Source organism: Micromonospora matsumotoense (assembly GCF_900091525.1).
Taxonomy (GTDB): domain Bacteria; phylum Actinomycetota; class Actinomycetes; order Mycobacteriales; family Micromonosporaceae; genus Micromonospora; species Micromonospora matsumotoensis.
In genome coordinates, this window is sequence record NZ_FMCU01000004.1 from 351,555 (window position 1) to 369,600 (window position 18,046).

An 18,046-nucleotide genomic window follows, 5' to 3' on the forward strand; every position below is an offset into this window, starting at 1 on the left:
CCGATGAACAACGGCGCCGCTGCGCCCGGCCAGATCGCGATCGTCGGGATGGCCGCCCTGATGCCCTCCGCCGGTGACCTGGAAAGCTACTGGCGCAACCTGATCAGCGGGGTCGACGCGATCACCGATGTCCCCGCGCACCGCTGGGACGAGGAGTTCTACGACCCGGAGCAGTCCCACCGGGCCGACCGGATGTACTGCCGGCGCGGCGGATTCGTCGACGAGTACGCCACCTTCGAGCCGCTGCGTTTCGGGGTGATGCCGGCCTCCGTCGGCGACATCGAGCCGGACCAGTTGATCACGCTGGAGGTGGCCGCCGCGGCGATCGACGACGCGGGTGGCGGCGACCGGCTCCCGGCCCGCGACCGGATCGGCGTCATCCTCGGCCGGGGCGGCATCCTCAGCCCCGCCCAGGCCCGCTACGCCCAGCGGGTGCGGATGTCCAGCCAGGTGGTCAGCATCCTGCGGGAGCTGATCCCCGACGTCGACCCGGCCCGGCTGGAGCTGCTGCGCAAGAAGTTCGACGAGCGGCTCGGGCCCTACCAGCCGGAGGGGACGATCGGTCTGGTGCCCAACCTGGCCGCCTCCCGGGTGGCCAACCGGCTCGACCTGCGCGGCCCGGCGTACACCATCGACGCCGCCTGTGCCTCCTCGCTGATCGCGGTGGACCAGGGCATCACCGAACTCAACAACGGCCGGCTGGACGCGGTGCTCGCCGGTGGTGTGCACCACGTGCACGACATCAGCTTCTGGTCGGTGTTCAACCAGCTGCGGGCGCTGTCCCGGCAGGGTGAGATCCGGCCGTTCGACGCCGCCGCCGACGGGCTGCTGATCGGCGAGGGCACCGGCGTGGTGGTGCTCAAGCGGTACGCCGACGCGGTGCGCGACGGCGACCGGGTCTACGCGGTGATCCGGGGCAGCGGGGTGTCCAGCGACGGCAAGTCGGCGAGCATGTTCAACCCGGCGGTCTCCGGTCAGGTGCTGGCCATCAAGCGGGCCTGGGAGTCGGCCGGGCTCGACCCGACCGCCCCGGACGCGCTGGGGCTGCTGGAGGCGCACGGCACCGGCACCCCGACCGGGGACGCCGCCGAGCTGACCACGGTGGCGCAGGTGTTCGGCCCGTACACCGGTGGTCCCCGCCCGGTGATCGGCTCGGTGAAGTCGATGATCGGGCACACCATGCCGGCCGCCGGGGTGGCCGGCCTGATCAAGGCGGCGCTGGCGGTGCACCGGGGGGTGCTCCCGCCCACCCTGCACTGCGAGACGCCGCGCAAGGAGATGGCGGCGACCCGGTTCGCGCCGATCGACACCGCCCGGCCGTGGGAGAGCGACGGGCCGCGCCGGGCCGGGGTCAACGCGTTCGGGTTCGGTGGGATCAACGCCCACCTGATCATCGAGCAGGCACCCGTGTCGGTGGGCGAGCCGGTGGTGGCGCTGACCGCCCCGGCCGCCGGCCGCGCCGTGGTCGACGAGCCGGACCAGGTGCTCTGGCTGGCCGCGCCGGACCCGGCCGGGCTCGCCGAGCTGCTGGCCCGCGACGACCACGAGGTACGCCGGCTCGGCGTCGAGCTGGCCGCCCGCTCCGGCGGTGACACCCCGGGGTCGACCCGGCTGGGCATCGTCAACCCGACGGACAAGCTGCTCGCGGTGGCCCGCAAGACGGTGGCCCGGGGGCAGGCCTGGCGGGGCGGGCGGGACATCTGGTTCAGCCCCCGCCCGCTGCTCGGCGCGGGGGCGGGCAAGCTCGCCTTCGTCTTCCCCGGCCTGGAGGCGGAGTTCGCCCCGCGCACCGCCGACCTGGCCGCCCACTTCGGCCTGCCGGACCGCGAGTGGTCCGCCGCCGACCTGGGCCGGCACGGTGCCGGCCTGATCGAGGTGGGCAAGCTGCTCGACGACGCCCTCGCCCGGATCAGGGTACGACCCGACGCGGTCGCCGGGCACAGCATCGGCGAGTGGACCGCCGCCGCGGTCAGCGGCCAGGTCAGCACCGCCGCGATGGACGAGTTCCTCGACCTGTTCAACGCCGACTCGGTGGAGGTCTCCGGGTACGTCTTCGCCGCCGTCGGGGCCGGCGCGGACCGGGTCACCCCGCTGCTCGGCGACTTTCCCGGGGTGGTCCTGTCGCACGACAACGCCCCGGCGCAGTCGGTGGTCAACGGCCCGGAGCCGCAGGTCGACCGGCTCGTCGAGGCGCTGCGTACCCGCAACATCCTGTGCCAGAAGCTGCCGTTCCGCTCGGCGTTCCACACCCCCGCCTTCGCCGACGGGCTCACCTCGATCGGTGCCGCCCTGGGCCGCTGGGAGGTGCACCCGACCCGGATGCCGGTCTGGTCGGCGACCCTGCACGCGCCGTTCCCCGCCGACGAGGAGGACGTCAACCGGATCTTCGTCCGACACATGATGGAGCCGGTCTGGTTCCGGCAGACCGTCGAGGCGATGTACGCCGCCGGGTTCCGGGTGTTCCTCCAGGTCGGCGCGGGGCAGCTCGCCTCGCTGATCGGTGACAACCTGCGCGGGCGCGACCACCTGGCGATGCCGGTGAACACCGCGCACCGCAGCGGGTTGAACCAGCTGCGCCGGGTCGCCACCGCGCTGTGGGTGGAGGGCGGCACCCCGGATCTGAGTGCCCTGAACAGGGTGGACCGGGCGACGACGGCGGCCACGACCGCCAGTCGTACCCCGGCGGCGGCCGGCACCGACGGCCCCGCGAAGCCCGGGGCGGGCACCGGCCGACGCGGTCCCCGGATCAAGCTCGACCTCGGCGGGCCGCTGGTCCGCCTCGGCGCGGACGCCGCCGGCCTGCTCGGGGTGACCGCGTCGCCGGACGGGCCGCTGTCCACGCCGGGCAACGGAAACGGCGCGGTGCCGGGCAACGGCGCGGTGCCGGGCAACGGAAACGGCGCGGCCCGGCCGGCCGTCGTCGGAGCCGGTCGCCCCGCCGCCGGCCAGGGCGGCGCGTCGACGCCGGCCGCCGTACCGCCCCCGGTCACCCGGCCGGTCGTACCGACGCCTGCCGCCCGGCCGACCGCCGTGCCCGCCGCAGCTGCCCGACCCGCTACCGCGCCGGCCCCGGCCGCGCGGGTGTCCGGACAGCCCGGCGGGCCGGGCGGCACGGCACAGCCCGCCGTCGCCACGCCGGCCGGTACGCCGGCCGCCGCGCTGGACGCGTTGCACCGGCTCTCCGGCGGGTCCAGCGCCGCAGCCGAGTTCGCCGCCCTGCTGCGGGAGAACACCCGGGACACCATGAGCCGGCAGACGGCCACCGGTGGCAACGGCACCGCGACGCCGACCCGGCCCGCGGCACCCGCGCCGTCCCCCGCACCCGCCGCACCGACGGGGAGGACGCCCACCGCGCCGACGGCGAGCCTGCCGGCGACGCCGGCCGCCCCGGCGACCGTCGCCGCGGTCGGCGCGGAGATCGGTCGGATCACCCGGCGGATCTCTCTGGAGACCATGCCCTACCTGCTGGACCACTGCTTCTTCGTGCAGCCCGACGACTGGCCGGACCCGGAGGACCGGTGGCCGGTGGTGCCGGCGACCGCCCTGGTCGCGCACATGATGGAGGCCGTGGAGCAGTTGCTGCCCGGCGTCCCGGTGGTGGCCGTGCACGACGCCAAGTTCAACAGGTGGCTGATCGCCGAGCCGGCCACCGACGTGGAGATCGTGGTCCGCGCGGCCGGCCCGAACCGGTACGCGGTCGCCTTCGCCGGCTACGCCCGGGCGACCATCGAGGTCGGCACGGCGTATCCGGCACCGCCGCCGGTCTGGACCCACGACCCGGCCACCGAACGGCCGCCCACCCTCGGCGCCGCCGAGATGTACGCGGAGCGGCTGATGTTCCACGGCCCGCAGTTCCAGGGCGTGACCGAGGTGCACGCGCTCGGCGACATGCACGTACGGGGCATCGTCACCGCCCCGGTGCCGCCCGGGGCGCTGCTGGACAACGCCCTCCAGCTCATCGGCAACTGGCTGATCACCACCCAGCCGTTCCGGACGGTCGCGTTGCCGGTCGGGCTCGGCCAGGTGCGGTTCTACGGGCCGCCCCCACCGGCCGGCCGGGCGTTCGAGTGCGTCGCCCGGGTCCGCGTCATCGACGACGGCAAGCTCGTCGCCGACACCCAGCTCAGTTACCAGGGTCGGGTGTGGTCGGAGATCGAGGGGGCGGTGGACCGGCGGTTCGACAGCCACCCGCAGGCCCGGGTGGCGGAACGGTTCCCCGAGCGGCACCCGATGTCGCTGTTGCAGCCCGAGGGCTGGACGATGGCCTTCGACTGCTGGACCGACCTGGTCACCCGGGGGATGGCGGCCCGGGGCATCCTCGGCGGCGCCGCCTACGCGGAGTACGAGCGGCACCCGGCGAAGAACCGCAAGCAGTGGATGCTGGGCCGGATCGCGGCCAAGGACGCGGTGCGGGCCCGGCTCTGGGAGGACGGCCACACCGACATCTACCCGATCGAGCTGACCGTCGGCAACGACCCGGACGGTCGGCCGTGGGTGCGCGGACGGCCCGGCCGGGGCCTCGGCGACTGCGACGTCTCGCTGGCGCACTGCGCGGAGATCGGGGTGGCGATCGCCCGCCGACGGGCACCCGACGCGGTGCCCGGCGGACCCGGCGTCGGCATCGACGTCGCGGAGGTCACCGACCATCCGGAGAGCACCTTCACCTTCGCCCTCACCCCGGCCGAGCTGACCCTGCTGACCTCCCTGGCCGGCACGGACGCCGAGGCCCGGCGGCTGTGGTTCACCCGGTTCTGGGCGGCCAAGGAGGCGGTCGCCAAGGCCGAGGGCACCGGGCTGGACGGCTCACCGCGCCGGTTCCGGGTCTACTCGGCCACCGATGTCGGGATGACCGTCCAGATCGGCGGGCGGGCGTACCGGGTCGGTCACCGGGACGTGGCCAACCCCGAGGACCTGCCGTCACGCCGCTACGTCGTCGCCTGGACCTGGGGGCCGGAGCCGGCACCCGCGACCCCGCCCGGGGTGTCCCGGCCGTGAACCGGCACCCGGTGCGCAGCACCGCCCTTCCCATCCGATCAGCAGAAGGAGCAACGATCATGCCCCCGGCCCAGGACACCATCCTCGCCGAGCTCACCGAGATGATCGACGCCGTACTGGGCGACTTCGCCGACGACCAGGTGGTCACGATGGACACCACGTTCTCGGCCGACCTGGGGATGGAGAGCATCGACGTCGTCGCGCTCGCCGGTCGGCTCCAGTCCCGTTACGGCGACACGGTGAACTTCGCCCACTTCGTCGCCAAGCTGGACCTGGAGACCGTCCGGGAGTTGAAGGTCGGACAGCTCGTCGGGCACATCGCCGATTCGTTGGGGCAGGCCGACGAGGTCGGGGCGGGCAGCCGGTGACCATGGTCCGGGCGAACGGGATCACCCTGCACACGCAGCGGCTCGATCCCCCCGGTCCGGCCGTCGACGGCCGGACCGGGCCGACGCCGACCGCCGTCCTGATCCACGGGATGGCCTCGGACACCATGGCGAGCTGGTACTTCACCCTGGCCGAGCCGCTGTCCCGGGCCGGTTTCCCGACCGTCCTGTACGACCTGCGCGGCCACGGACGCAGCGAGCGCCCCGCCACCGGGTACGCCCTGGACGACTTCGTCGACGATCTGGCGGCGCTGCTGGACAGCCTGGACGTCACCGGTCCGCTGCTGCTGCTGGGCAACTCGTTCGGCGGGACCATCGCCTTCGGTTACGCCGCCCGGCACCCGGACCGGGTCGCCGGCATCGTGACCGTGGAGTCCGGGCCGCCGGTCCCGGAGTGGATGCGTCGGGTCCGCGAGCGGCTCGCCCGGGTCGCCGCCCGGCTGCCCCGGGCCGGGGCGGTCACCGAGATCGGGGCCCGGCGGGGCCGGGTCGCCGCCCAACGGGCCGCCGAGACGCAGCGGATGCTCACCGACACCAGCCTGGCGCAGGAGTTGCCGGCGAGCCCGCTGCCGACGGCCGGGGCGCTGGCCGCGATCGGCTGCCCGGTGCTCTGCCTCTACGGCGGCGACTCGGCGGTGGTGGAGCTGGCCCCGACGGTCCGTGGGCTGCTGCCGCAGACCCGGGTCGTGGTGCTGCCCGACCAGAAGCACACGGTGCTGATCGACCGGCCGGAGGAGGTCCGCCGGCTGGTCTTCGCCTGGCTCGCCGAGGAATGCTCGCTCGACGTGGCCCAACCCACCACCGCATGACGACGCGACACGCAGGAGGACTTCCGATGGACACCCCGATCACCGGCCGGTCGATCATCATCAGCAACGGTCGGTGCGGCTCCACGCTGCTGTCCGACCTGATCCACGAGGAGCCGGACACCCTGTCGGCCCAGGAGTTCTTCATGTCGGTGGCGCCGTGGGCCCGCAGCGCCGAGGTGCTCACCGGCGACGAGTACTGGGCGGTGCTGGCCAGCCCCAAGGCGGAGCTGTCCACGCTGTTCCGGATCGGGCTGCCGCCGAAGGAGGTCCGCTACCCGTCGACGGGCCGGTGGGCCGACCGGCTGGTCGAGCTGCCCCGCATCCTGGCGATCACCCTGTCCAAGCTCACCGCCGACCCGGACGCGCTGTTCGACCAGCTCGCCGAGCGGGTGCCGCAGTTCCGCACCCAGTCGGTGGCCCAGCACCACCACGACTTCCTGGACCTGCTCGCCGTGCTCACCGGCAAGACCCGGTGGGTGGAACGCTCCGGCGGCTCCAGCCACGTGGCGCCGTACCTGCTGCGGGGGTTCCCGGACTGCAAGGTCGTCTACCTGACCCGCAGTTGGGAGGACACCGCCCGGTCGATGAGCCGGCACTCGTCGTTCCAGCTCATCCAGTTGCGGGTGGAGTTCCTCGGCCGGTGCGGCCTGGACCCGTTCCGGGTCGGCGCGGACCAGGCGGTGCCGGAGGACCTCCAACGGTTCCTGCCGGACCGGTTGACCGCCGACGCGCTGCGCGAGCGTGGCGAGGACCTGCGCCGCTACCTCGGGTTGTGCGCCTTCATGAGCAGCCAGGCCGACCAGGCGCTGCGGGACGTCCCCCCGGCGCACCTGCTGCGGATGTCGTACGAGGACCTGGTCGCCGACCCGGTGGCCGAGCTGACCGGTCTCGGCCGGTTCCTGGACTTCCCCGACCCGGCCGGGTGGGCCGAGCGGATGGCGTCGCGGGTCGTGGCCCCGGCGACCCGGAAGCTGCCCGCCACCGTCTGAGCGGTCCCCTGTTTGTCCCTGCCCACCCCGGGTCCGGTCCGCCGGGCCCGGGGGCGGGTCTTCCCCTTCCTTCGAAAGAGAGACAGTTGGTGAATCCACTCCGGTTCTCCGCACGGCGGTTGTCGACCGCCGTCGCCGTACTCGGGCTCGGGTCGGTGTTGGCGGTACCCTCGGCGGCGCTCGGTGCGCCACTCGACGCCGCCGACACCGGCAGCGCGGCCAGCACGGCCAGCGCACAGCAGAGCAGCCCGCAGCTGCTCGCCAAGGCCCAGCCGGACGAGTGCTTCGCCGGGATCGGGTTGCCGTACCCGGCCGGTCCGCCGTGCGCCACCGGCAAGACCAAGGTCAACCAGGCGTACCTGTGGGGCATGACCCGGGTCGGCAAGATGCTGTGGTTCGGCACCGGAGCGAATGTCAACTGTCTGACCAGCGGACGGGCCCTGCGCAACACCACACCGACGGTCAACGACGACTGGGTCTGCGAGTACGGCGAGAGCCAGGTCGCCAAGCGCAACCCGCAGTTGCCCCCCATCCTCGGCGACCACCGTCAGCCGCGCCTCTACACCTACGACACCCGCGCCAACAAGCTGACCGAGAAGACCGACCTGATCAAGGCGGCCTCCACCGACGACGCCAACCGGTTGCAGACCACGGCCGGCATCCGGGCGGCCGGGAGCTTCGGCGGGGTGGCCCTGCTGGGTGGTCCGGCGCTGGGCACCAGCGTCAACCTGTTCGCGTTCGACACCGACACCGGCGCGTTCCTCGGCTCGCGCAACTTCCCCATGTACGGCAACATCCGGCACTTCACGGTGGCCGGGGACGCGCTGTACGCCGGGGTGGGTGTCGGGGCCAACGGGGGTGAGCGCGGCAACGTGCTGCGCTGGACGGGCAGCAAGTCCGACCCGTTCGCGTTCACCGTGGTGGCGAACCTGCCGGCGCAGGCCGCCGACCTCACCGTCCACCAGGGACGGCTCTTCGTCACCACCTGGCCGGGCTCGGACGCCGAGCTGGCCGGGCCGACCGCCGGTGCCGTGCCCCCGCCGCCGAGCATCGCCGCGGTCTGGATGAGCCCGCTGCTGGCCTCGGGCGCCCCGGGCCTCAACCCGGAGGACTCCGACGGCTGGCAGCAGGTGTGGAACGTGTCGGCGTACGAGCCGGACCCGGTGGTGGCCCGCGCGTACGCCCTGGGCGGCCTGGCCTCCTACGGCGGCTTCCTCTACTGGGGCACGATGCACGTGCCGATGAAGGCGACCACTGTGCACATGGCGACCTACCCGCCGGCGGACGAGGCGGCGGCCCAGGCCACCATCCAGAACACCCAGCGGTCGATCAGCATCTACCGGGGTCGTAACTTCGGCTCCCACTTCGAGAAGGTCGAGCTGCTGTACGGCTCGACCGAGCTGCCCGCGTACGACCCGGCGGCCAACGGTGGGGCCGGGGCCTGGGCGTTGCAGTCGACGCACCAGACGCCGAAGTTCGGGCCGGCCGGTTTCGGCAACCCGTACAACAACTACACCTGGAAGATGGTGGTGGCCGGCGGGAAGTTGTACGTCGGCACGATGGACTGGAGCTACCTGGCCAAGGAGCTGGGCAAGGAGACCGCCACCGAGCTGGGCCTGCCGCAGCTGGCGGACGAGTTGGCCGAGGCGCCGATGGCGGCCGCCGGGATGCGGGCCAGCGCCCTGCCGGATGCGGTCTACGGCGGTGACCTGTACGCCTTCCCGTCGCCGACGAAGCCGGCGACGACGGTCGACAAGACCGGGCTGGGCAACTACCTGAACTACGGCATCCGCAACATGGTCGCCGACGGTCCCACCCTCTACCTGGGGATGGCGAACCCGATGAACCTGCGGGCGGACCCGACCGACGACGTCCCCGAGGGTGGTTGGGAACTGATCCGGCTCCGGGGCTACTGAGGAGCCGGGGCGTCGGCCCGGTGACCGCACCGTCGCCGGGCCGGCGGCCCCTCCTTCCCCTTGCCGAATCCTGGCGCGTCCCTGACGTTGCTCGAACATTCCCGGGCGAAAGTATGGATATGATGCCTTTTACCGTTTTTCGCCCTGAGGTCGGGCCGCGCTTCCGTCGACCGGGCCGCTCGACCGGCCGGCTCGTGGGGACGCTCACCCTGCTCGTCGCCCTGACCGCCCCCGCCGGATGCAGCCTCGGTCGGGAGGACACCGGCTCACCCGCCGGCCCGTCGGCCGACGCCCCGTCCTCCGGCGACGCGCGGCCGGCACCGGGCGTCCCCGTCGGCAGCTCCACGCACACCATCACCGTGGACGGACGCGAGCGCGGCTACCGGTTGTACCGGCCCGCCTCGGCCGACCTCGCGACGCCCGTCCCGCTGGTGGTGATGCTGCACGGCGCGGCCGGCACCGGCGAGCAGGCCGAGCAGGCGTACGGCTGGACGGCCCAGGCCGACCGGGACGGTTTCCTGGTGCTGTTCCCGGACGGGCTGAACCGGGCCTGGGCCGTCGGTCCACAGTGCTGCGGCGCACCCGCCCGGGAGGGTGTCGACGACGTCGGCTTCATCACCGAACTGGTCGCCACCGTCGGTCGGGAGCTGCCGGTCGACCCGGCCCGCCGGTACGTCACCGGGATCTCCAACGGTGGGCTGCTGGCGTACAAACTGGTCTGCGACACCACGACGTTCGCCGCGATCGGCGCGGTGGCGAGCACCCTGACCGGGCAGTGCGCCGACCCGAAGCCGGTCTCGGTGCTGCACATCCACGGCCGGCAGGACCAGACCATGCCGTACGGCGGTGGCCCCGGTCGCCGGGACAACGGCGGCACCGGCCGCAACCCGGTGAAGATCGACGGCCCGCCCGCCCCCGAGCTGTCCGCCCGGTGGCGGTCCGTCGACTCCTGTGGCGCACCGAAGGTGACCACCGACGGGCCGGTCACCCGGTCGACGGCCAGCTGCGCCCAGGGCCGCGCCGTCGAGCTGATCACCGTCGCCGACGCGGGACACCAGTGGCCCGGCGGCCGGCCCAACCCGCCCCGGGCGGAGAAGCTGCTCGACCTCGATCCCCCCTCCACCGCGCTGAACGCCACCGACACCATCTGGCGGTTCTTCGCCGCGCACCCCCAGCCCTCCGGCGGCTGACGGCACCACCGCCGGCCCCGCCGGCACCCGCACCCCCAGAACAGGAGTTGAGATGCCCAGCAGAGACGGGCCGGCAGTGGTCGAGGTCCACGATCTCGTCAAGCGCTATCCCCGTGCCGACACCAACGCGGTGGACGGGCTGTCGTTCACCGTCACGCCGGGCGAGATCTTCGGGCTGTTCGGGCCGAACGGGGCCGGCAAGTCCACCACGGTCGGCATCCTGACCACCCGGTTGCGAGCCACCGGCGGCCGGGTGACGGTCGGCGGGGTCGACGTGGGCCGGGACCCGGCCGCTGCCCGCGCCCAGTTGGCCGTGGTGCCGCAGCACAACAACCTGGACCGGGCCCTGACCCCCCGGCAGAACCTGGTCTACCACGCCACCTACCACGGGGTACGGCGACGGGAGGCGCAGGCCCGCGCCGCGGAGCTGCTGGAGCGGTTCGGCCTCACCGAGCGGGCGGACCGGCGGATCGAGGCGTACTCGGGCGGGATGGCGCAGCGGTTGATGATCGCCCGTGCGCTGACCCACGAGCCGACGGTGCTCTTCCTCGACGAGCCGACCAACGCCCTCGACCCGCAGACCCGCCTGCTGATCTGGGGGCAGCTGCGCGAGCTGCGGGCCCGCGGGGTGGCGATCGTGCTGACCACGCACGCGATGAACGAGGCGGCCCGGGTGGTCGACCGGGTCGGCATCGTCGACCACGGCCGGCTGCTCACCCTCGACACCCCGACCAACCTGGTCCGGGGCCTGGCCGGGGACGCGCTGCTCGACCTCACGGTCACCCCGGCCGGTGGCGACGACCCGGACGCGATCTGCGCCGCCCTCGGCGAGCTGACCGGCGTCCGCAAGGCGGAACGGTTGGCGACGCCGACCGGGCCGGCCGGGTGGCGACCGGGTGGCGGCGGTGCCGGACTGGCCGGGGTCGGCGCGGGTGGCGCCGGCATGCTGGCCGCGCTCGCCGCCGGGGCCGGTGGTGGCCGTCCCGGCGCGGGCCGACTGGCCGCCCTGGCCGGCGCGGGCCTGCTCGGGCGCGGCGGCGGCGCGGCGGGCAACGGCGGCCGGGGCCGGCTGCGCATCCGGCTGCACCTGGCCGGCGAGGCCGCCACCCTGCTCGGCCCGGCGGTGACCGCGCTCGCCGCCCGGTCGGCGGCGATCAACGCGGTCGACATCGGCGAACCCAGCCTGGAGGACGTCTTCATCGAACTCACCGGAAGGCAACCGAGGTGACCGCTCTCGACACCCCGACCCCGCTGCGCCCGACCATCGCGCCGCGCTCCCGCCCCGGGACCGGGCGGGTGTTCGCCGCGGTGCTGCGCCGCGACCTGATGGTCACCGGCCGGGAACTCTGGGTCATCCTGGTGCAGGTCGGGCTGACGCCGCTGTTCATGCTCTTCGTCTTCAACACCGTCCTGGGCAGCCAGGGCCTCGTCGGGCGCGGCTTCGCCGACGTGTTCCTGCCCGGCATCATCGCGCTGGCCGCCCTCACCACCGCGTTGCAGAGCGTGGCCCTGCCGCTGGTGAAGGAGTTCGGCTTCACCATGGAGATCGAGGACCGGCTGATGGCGCCGCTGCCGACCGGGTACGTCGCGATCGGCAAGCTGGTGATCGCCACCATCCGGGGCCTGCTCGCGGCCGTGCTGATCTACCCACTCGGGGCGCTGATGGTCGGCTCCGCGCCGTGGCGACCGGCGGGGCTGCCGCTGGCGTTCGTGGTGGCGCTGCTCGGCGCGTGGATCGGCGGGGCGATCGGGATGAGCCTGGCCACCACCCTGCCGGTACAGCGGATCAACGTCACCTTCTCGGTGATCCTCACCCCGATCATCTGGACCGGGTGCATCCACTATCCGTGGCCCCGGCTGTCGTCGGTGCCCTGGTACCAGGTGGTCACCGCGCTCAACCCGATGACGTACGTCTCGGAGGGGGTGCGCGGGGCGTTGCTGCCCGGCGTGCCGCACCTGCCGGGGTGGGTGTGCCTGACCGTGCTGACCGGGGTGGCCGTCGTGCTGACCTGGGTCAGTGTCCGCTGCTTCAGCCGTCGGGCGATCCAGTGACCCGCCACGCCCGGCACCGCACCACACCCGTACCCGACAGGTCGAGGAGTTGCCATGGTTGACCCCACCATCGCCGAATCCGACGCGGCGCTCGCCCGCCGGCTCGCCGTCCTCGCCGGTGAGCTGCTGCTGCGGGTACGCGCCACGCACGGCCACGCCGATCCCGCCGCGTTGAAGGCCGCCGGTGACCGGGCGTCGCACGACTTCCTGCGGGCCGAGCTGGCCCGGTGGCGGCCGGCCGACGCGGTGCTGTCCGAGGAGGACGAGGGCTCCCGGCTGGTCGACGGCGGCGACGGGGTGTCGCGGCGGACCGCCGACCGGGTGTGGATCATCGACCCGCTCGACGGCACCCGGGAGTTCTCCGAGCAGGGGCGCACCGACTGGGCGGTGCACGTGGCGCTCTGGGCCCGCGACGCGGCGACCCCGCACGGGCTGATCGCCGGGGCGGTCGGGTTGCCGGCGCAGCACCGGGTGCTGGCCACCGACGTTACGGCCGCGCCGCCGGCCACGCCGACCCCACCCGGCACGGCACTCCGGTTGGCGGCCAGCCGCAGCCGTCCCCCCGCCTTCCTGGCGGACCTGGCCGACGAGGTGGGTGCCGAGCTGGTGCCGATGGGTTCGGCGGGGGCGAAGATCGCGGCGGTGGTGACCGGTGACGTGGACGCGTACATCCACGCGGGCGGCCAGTACGAGTGGGACTCCGCCGCGCCGGTCGCGGTGGCCACGGCCGCCGGGTTGCACGCGTCCCGCATCGACGGCTCCCCGCTGACCTACAACGAGGCGGACCCCCGACTGCCCGACCTGCTGGTCTGTCGCGACGAGCTGGCCGCGCCGCTGCTGGCCGCGCTGCGACGGCAGCTGGCCGGTACGGCGGTCCCGTCCGGCTCCCCCGCCCCCCACCCCGGAAAGGACCCGAGATGAGCAGCGGATCGGCTGCGTACCAGGTCTCCCAGCTCGACGAGCTGGAGGCGGAGAGCATCTTCGTGATGCGTGAGGTGGTTGCCGAGATGGAGCGGCCGGTGCTGCTCTTCTCCGGTGGCAAGGACTCCATCGTGATGCTCCGGTTGGCGCAGAAGGCGTTCGCCCCGGCCAACATCCCGTTCCCGGTGATGCACGTCGACACCGGGCACAACTTCCCCGAGGTGCTCGACTACCGGGACCACCGGGTCACCGAGCTGAACCTGCACCTGATCGTGGCGAGCGTGCCCGACGCCCTGGCCGCCGGGACGGTGCGGGAGTCCGGCGACGGGATGCGTAACCGGATCCAGACGCCGGTGTTGTTGGACGCGGTGGAGAAGCACCGGTTCGACGCGTTGTTCGGTGGGGCGCGGCGGGACGAGGAGAAGGCGCGGGCCAAGGAGCGGGTGTTCTCGTTCCGGGACGAGTTCGGGCAGTGGGATCCGAAGAACCAGCGGCCGGAGCTGTGGTCGTTGTACAACGGCCGGCACCACCCGGGCGAGTCGATCCGGGTGTTCCCGCTGTCCAACTGGACCGAGCTGGACATCTGGCACTACATCGCCCGGGAGCAGGTCCCGCTGCCGTCGATCTACTACGCGCACGACCGTGAGGTGGTCGAACGCGACGGCATGTTCTACGCCGTGAACGAGTTCTTCCAGCCCCGTGCGGGTGAGCAGCCGTTCACCGCGACGGTGCGGTACCGCACCGTCGGCGACGCCTCCTGCACGGCGGCGGTGCGGTCGGACGCGGACACGGTGGAGAAGGTCATCGAGGAGGTCGCGGCCACCCGGATCACCGAGCGAGGCGCCACCCGGGGCGACGACCGGGTCAGCGAGGCCGCCATGGAGGACCGTAAGCGGGAGGGCTACTTCTGATGAGCACCGACATGCTGGCACCGGCCGGTTCCCCGACCGAGGCCCGACCGATGGACCTGTTGCGGTTCGCCACCGCCGGGAGTGTGGACGACGGCAAGTCGACCCTGATCGGTCGGCTGCTCTATGACACGAAGTCGTTGTTCACCGACCAGTTGGCGGCGGTGGAGGCGGTCAGCGCGGCCCGGGGTGACGAGTACACCAACCTGGCGTTGCTCACCGACGGTCTGCGGGCCGAGCGGGAGCAGGGCATCACCATCGACGTGGCGTACCGCTACTTCGCCACCCCGAGGCGGAAGTTCATCATCGCCGACACCCCGGGGCACACCCAGTACACCCGCAACATGGTCACCGGCGCGTCCACCGCCGACCTGACCCTGATCCTGGTGGACGCCCGCAAGGGCCTGGTGGAGCAGTCGCGGCGGCACGCGTTCCTGTGCTCGCTGCTGCGGGTGCCGCACCTGGTGTTGTGCGTCAACAAGATGGACCTCGTCGACTACTCCCAGGAGGTCTTCGAGCAGATCGCCGACGAGTTCACCGCCTTCGCGGCCAAACTCGACGCACCCGACCTGACGGTGGTGCCGATCTCGGCGCTCCACGGCGACAACATCGCCACCCGCTCCGAGAACATGCCGTGGTACGAGGGCCCGTCGCTGCTGCACCACCTGGAACACGTGCACATCGCCTCGGACCGGAACCTGGTCGACGTGCGGTTCCCGGTGCAGTACGTGATCCGCCCGCAGTCGACCACCGTCACCGACTACCGGGGCTACGCCGGTCAGGTCGCCTCCGGCGTGCTCAAACCCGGCGACGAGGTGATGGTGCTCCCGTCCGGCTTCACCAGCCGGATCACCTCGATCGACACCGCCGACGGCCCGCTCGACGAGGCGTTCCCGCCGATGTCGGTCACCGTCCGACTGGCGGACGAGATCGACGTCTCCCGGGGCGACATGATCTGCCGGCCGCACAACGCGCCTACCGTCTCCCAGGACATCGAGGCGATGGTCTGCTGGATGGACGAGACCCGCCCACTGGAGGTCGGCGGCAGGTACGTCGTCAAGCACACCACCCGCTCCGCCCGCGCCATCGTCCGCGAACTGCACTACCGGCTCGACGTCAACACCCTGCACCGGGACGAGAGCAGCACCGCACTCGCGCTCAACGAGATCGGGCGGATCCGGTTGCGGACCACCGTGCCGTTGCTGGTGGACGACTATCACCGCAACCGCACCACCGGCGGTTTCGTCATCATCGACGAGGCCACCAACCGCACCGTCGGCGCCGGGATGGTCATCCAACGGGACTGACACCGCAGCACGTACCGGCCGGCCCGGCCTCTCCGCCGGGCCGGCCGTCGACCGTCAGGACCGGTCGGTACGCGGCTGGCCGAACCAGCGGGTCAGCGCGGCCCGCAACCGGTCCCCGTCCCCGCCGTCCGCCGTGGACTGCCAGGCCACGTAGCAGTCCGGGCGCAGCAGCAGAGCGGTCGACGTGCCGCCGTCGGTCCGCCCGGGGGGTGGGTCGGCCGGTCCGGTGCCGACCTCGGTCCGCCCGGTGACGACGTCGACCCGGTCCCGCCAGGGTGCGGCCACCGGGGCGAGGGCGCCGGTGGGGTCGAGCAGCAGGGCACGGGCGGGCCGGGTCAGCTCCGCCAGCCGTACCGGGCCGGCGTCGGTGTGCAGCACCAGGTCGGGTGCCCAACGCCCGACCAGCGGCCCGCCGGGCTCTCCCATCTCGTAGTGGATGTCCGCGCCGGCCAGCAGGGCGGCGACGTGGGCGGCGTTCTCCGGCCGGTCGAGCAGCTCACCGACGAGCACGCGCAGCGCGGTGACCTCGCTGCCCGGGGCGATCAGCGCCGACTGGGCCTGGGTCGACATGGTCACCCGCCGGGCCACCGGGTGGCGTTCCGCCTCGTACGAGTCCAGCAGCCCGTCCGGGGCCCAGCCGTGCAGCTGTCCGGCCAGCTTCCAGCCCAGGTTCACCGCGTCCTGGAGGCCGAGGTTGAGTCCGGGCCCTCCGATCGCGGAGTGCACGTGGGCGGCGTCGCCGAGCAGCAGCACCCGTCCGGCGCGGTACCGCTCGGCGAGTCGGGTGTTGCCCCCCACCAGGCGGCGCAGCAGGTGCGGCCCGGCGCCGGCCGGCGGCTCGATCGGTACGTCGACCCCGAGCACCCGGGCGACACTGGCCCGCAGCTCGGCGAGGGTCAGTGGCCCGTCGAACTGCGCCGAGTCGGGCCACTCGATCGTGCTGAGGCCCGGCGGACGCCCGGTGAAGGGTGCCCACACGATCAACCCCCGCTCGGTACGGGTGTGCCGGAACGGCGGGACGGTGCCGTACCCGGGGATCGCGAGGCCCCCGGTCGACACGTCGACCAGTTCCGCCGGCAGGCCGACGTGGGCGGTACGGGAGACCGCGCGATCCGTGGACACGCCGGGGAAGCCGATCCCGACCAGCCGGCGTACGACGCTGTGCCCGCCGTCCGCGCCGACCAGATAGCGGCAGCGCAGGGTGGTGCCGTCGGAGAATGCCACGCGTACGTCGTCGACTCCCTGGGTCAGCCCGGTCACCTCGTGCCCCCGGCGGACCTGCACGCCCAACTCGGCGGCCCGCTCGGCGAGCACCCGCTCCAGGTGTGCCTGCGGGACCTGGAGCAGGTGCAGCGGGTTGTCCGGCACCGCCCGCAGGTCCAGCGGCAACGCCCCGAAGACGAATCCGGGCGCGGGTTGCGGTGGGGCCGGATCGTCGACGAGGCGGTGGTAGAGGCCGCGCCGGTCGAGCATCCGGACCACCTGACCGACCAGCCCGTTGGCGCGCTGCTCGGTGGTGGGTGCCGACAGCCGCTCGCACACGACCGGGCGGATGCCGGCCAGGGCCAGCTCGACGGCGAGCATGAGGCCGTTCGGGCCGGCGCCGACAACTATGACATCGATCATGGCAAGATCCTTTTGAGGGCGTGGTCGACCCGCCCGCCGAGGTGACGGCGGGCCGTGGACAGGGCAGGACACCCCGACGAGGTGCCGGTGGACGCGGCGAGTCGCGCGCGGACGGTGCGGAGCGGGCGGTCAGCGCCGCTGGCGGGGGTGTTTCAGGGGTGCGCGGTCAGCGCGGTCCGCGCGGCGGTCCAGAGTGGGCCGCAGCAGTGCGGGGTGGGCGGTCAGCGGGCAGTCCGGGGTGGGCCGCAGCAGTGCGGGGTGGGCGGTCAGCGGGCAGTCCGGGGTGGGCCGCAGCAGTGCGGGGTGGGCGGTCAGCGCGGTGTGGGGACCGGCAGGCCGGCGGCGAGTTGGGCCAGGGCGTCGGGGAGCAACCGCTCCATCGCCACGGGCGGATCGGCGCGGAGGAAGTGCCGGATCGCCGCGTTCACGGCGGCGGTCACGCTGGCCGCCACCAAATGGGGATACAGATCGCGCTCAGGGTCGGTGCCGGTGCGTTCGGCGACGGCTGCGGCCAGGTCGGCCTCGGCGATCGCGCTCGCGCGCAGCATCTCCCCCTGCAGCGCCGGCTCGGCCAGCATCACCGCGAGCCCGTCGACCCACTCGGTGTGCGAGCCCGGCGGCGACTGCGCGACCTCCGGACCGGGGGTGAACCGGGTCAGCGTCGCCTCGATCAGCGCCGCCCAGAGCGGTTCGTCGACAGGCCGCTGGCGCAGCGCCTCGGCCACCTGCCGACTGCGGTCGAGGTGCCGGAAGGCGATCGCCTCGGCCTTGCTGGAGAAGTAGTTGTTGAACGTACGCGGGGACACGCCCACCGCCTGGGCGATGTCCTCCACCAGGACGTTGTCGAAGCCCTGTGTCACGGTCAACCGGATGGCCGCCCAACTCAGCGCCGCCCTGGTCTCGGTCTTCTTACGCTCGCGTAGTCCGCTCACGAACCCAGCATACAG

The 18,046-nt window shown here is 73.3% G+C and carries 13 protein-coding genes; 11 read left to right on the forward strand and 2 right to left on the reverse strand.

The window, feature by feature from the left end; genetic code table 11:
• Positions 1-3: 3 nt before the first annotated feature.
• The 11 genes from GA0070216_RS11255 (at position 4) to GA0070216_RS11305 (ending at position 15,473) form a co-directional block, all read left to right on the forward strand.
• Positions 4-4,995, forward strand: a complete 4,992-nt coding sequence (locus GA0070216_RS11255) for a type I polyketide synthase (protein WP_091243521.1) — start codon at positions 4-6, stop codon at positions 4,993-4,995.
• A 59-nt stretch (positions 4,996-5,054) separates the two neighbouring features.
• Complete coding sequence (locus GA0070216_RS11260; RefSeq protein WP_091243523.1) at positions 5,055-5,363, forward strand: acyl carrier protein; 309 nt, start codon at positions 5,055-5,057, stop codon at positions 5,361-5,363.
• 2 nt (positions 5,364-5,365) lie between these two features.
• Positions 5,366-6,190 (forward strand): alpha/beta fold hydrolase, encoded by an 825-nt coding sequence (locus tag GA0070216_RS11265; RefSeq protein WP_245722450.1) that lies wholly within the window; start codon positions 5,366-5,368, stop codon positions 6,188-6,190.
• A gap of 26 nt (positions 6,191-6,216) precedes the next feature.
• Positions 6,217-7,179, forward strand: coding sequence for a sulfotransferase domain-containing protein (locus GA0070216_RS11270; RefSeq protein ID WP_091243529.1), 963 nt, complete (start codon positions 6,217-6,219; stop codon positions 7,177-7,179).
• An 89-nt stretch (positions 7,180-7,268) separates the two neighbouring features.
• A complete protein-coding gene (locus tag GA0070216_RS11275) occupies positions 7,269-9,095 on the forward strand; it encodes a hypothetical protein (RefSeq protein ID WP_176738938.1) in 1,827 nt (608 codons plus the stop codon).
• Between the two features lie 194 nt (positions 9,096-9,289).
• On the forward strand, positions 9,290-10,285 hold the full coding sequence (locus tag GA0070216_RS11280; protein ID WP_245722433.1) for an extracellular catalytic domain type 1 short-chain-length polyhydroxyalkanoate depolymerase: 996 nt from the start codon (positions 9,290-9,292) through the stop codon (positions 10,283-10,285).
• Between the two features lie 52 nt (positions 10,286-10,337).
• Positions 10,338-11,513 carry an ABC transporter ATP-binding protein gene (locus tag GA0070216_RS11285; RefSeq protein WP_091243536.1) on the forward strand — a complete coding sequence of 392 codons (1,176 nt, stop codon included), beginning with the start codon at positions 10,338-10,340 and terminating at the stop codon, positions 11,511-11,513.
• Entirely contained in the window at positions 11,510-12,337 is an 828-nt protein-coding gene (locus GA0070216_RS11290; RefSeq protein WP_245722434.1) for an ABC transporter permease, read from the forward strand. The genes GA0070216_RS11285 and GA0070216_RS11290 overlap by 4 nt, the downstream gene beginning before the upstream one ends.
• Before the next feature lie 54 nt (positions 12,338-12,391).
• Positions 12,392-13,258, forward strand: a complete 867-nt coding sequence (locus tag GA0070216_RS11295) for a 3'(2'),5'-bisphosphate nucleotidase CysQ (protein WP_091243539.1) — start codon at positions 12,392-12,394, stop codon at positions 13,256-13,258.
• A complete protein-coding gene (gene cysD / locus GA0070216_RS11300; protein WP_091243542.1) occupies positions 13,255-14,169 on the forward strand; it encodes a sulfate adenylyltransferase subunit CysD in 915 nt (304 codons plus the stop codon). The genes GA0070216_RS11295 and cysD overlap by 4 nt, the downstream gene beginning before the upstream one ends.
• Positions 14,169-15,473: a sulfate adenylyltransferase subunit 1 gene (locus tag GA0070216_RS11305; protein ID WP_091243545.1), complete on the forward strand. Its 1,305-nt coding sequence runs from the start codon at positions 14,169-14,171 to the stop codon at positions 15,471-15,473. Before cysD ends, GA0070216_RS11305 begins: the two co-directional genes overlap by 1 nt.
• 54 nt (positions 15,474-15,527) lie before the next feature.
• Here the strand turns inward: GA0070216_RS11305 and GA0070216_RS36060 are convergent, their stop codons facing one another.
• Complete coding sequence (locus GA0070216_RS36060) at positions 15,528-17,099, reverse strand: FAD-dependent monooxygenase (RefSeq protein ID WP_091243547.1); 1,572 nt, start codon at positions 17,097-17,099, stop codon at positions 15,528-15,530.
• 311 nt (positions 17,100-17,410) lie between these two features.
• The gene (locus tag GA0070216_RS11315) at positions 17,411-18,031 is read right to left on the reverse strand and encodes an acyl-CoA-like ligand-binding transcription factor (RefSeq protein WP_091243551.1); all 621 of its coding nucleotides are present in this window, start codon (positions 18,029-18,031) and stop codon (positions 17,411-17,413) included.
• Positions 18,032-18,046: the final 15 nt, after the last annotated feature.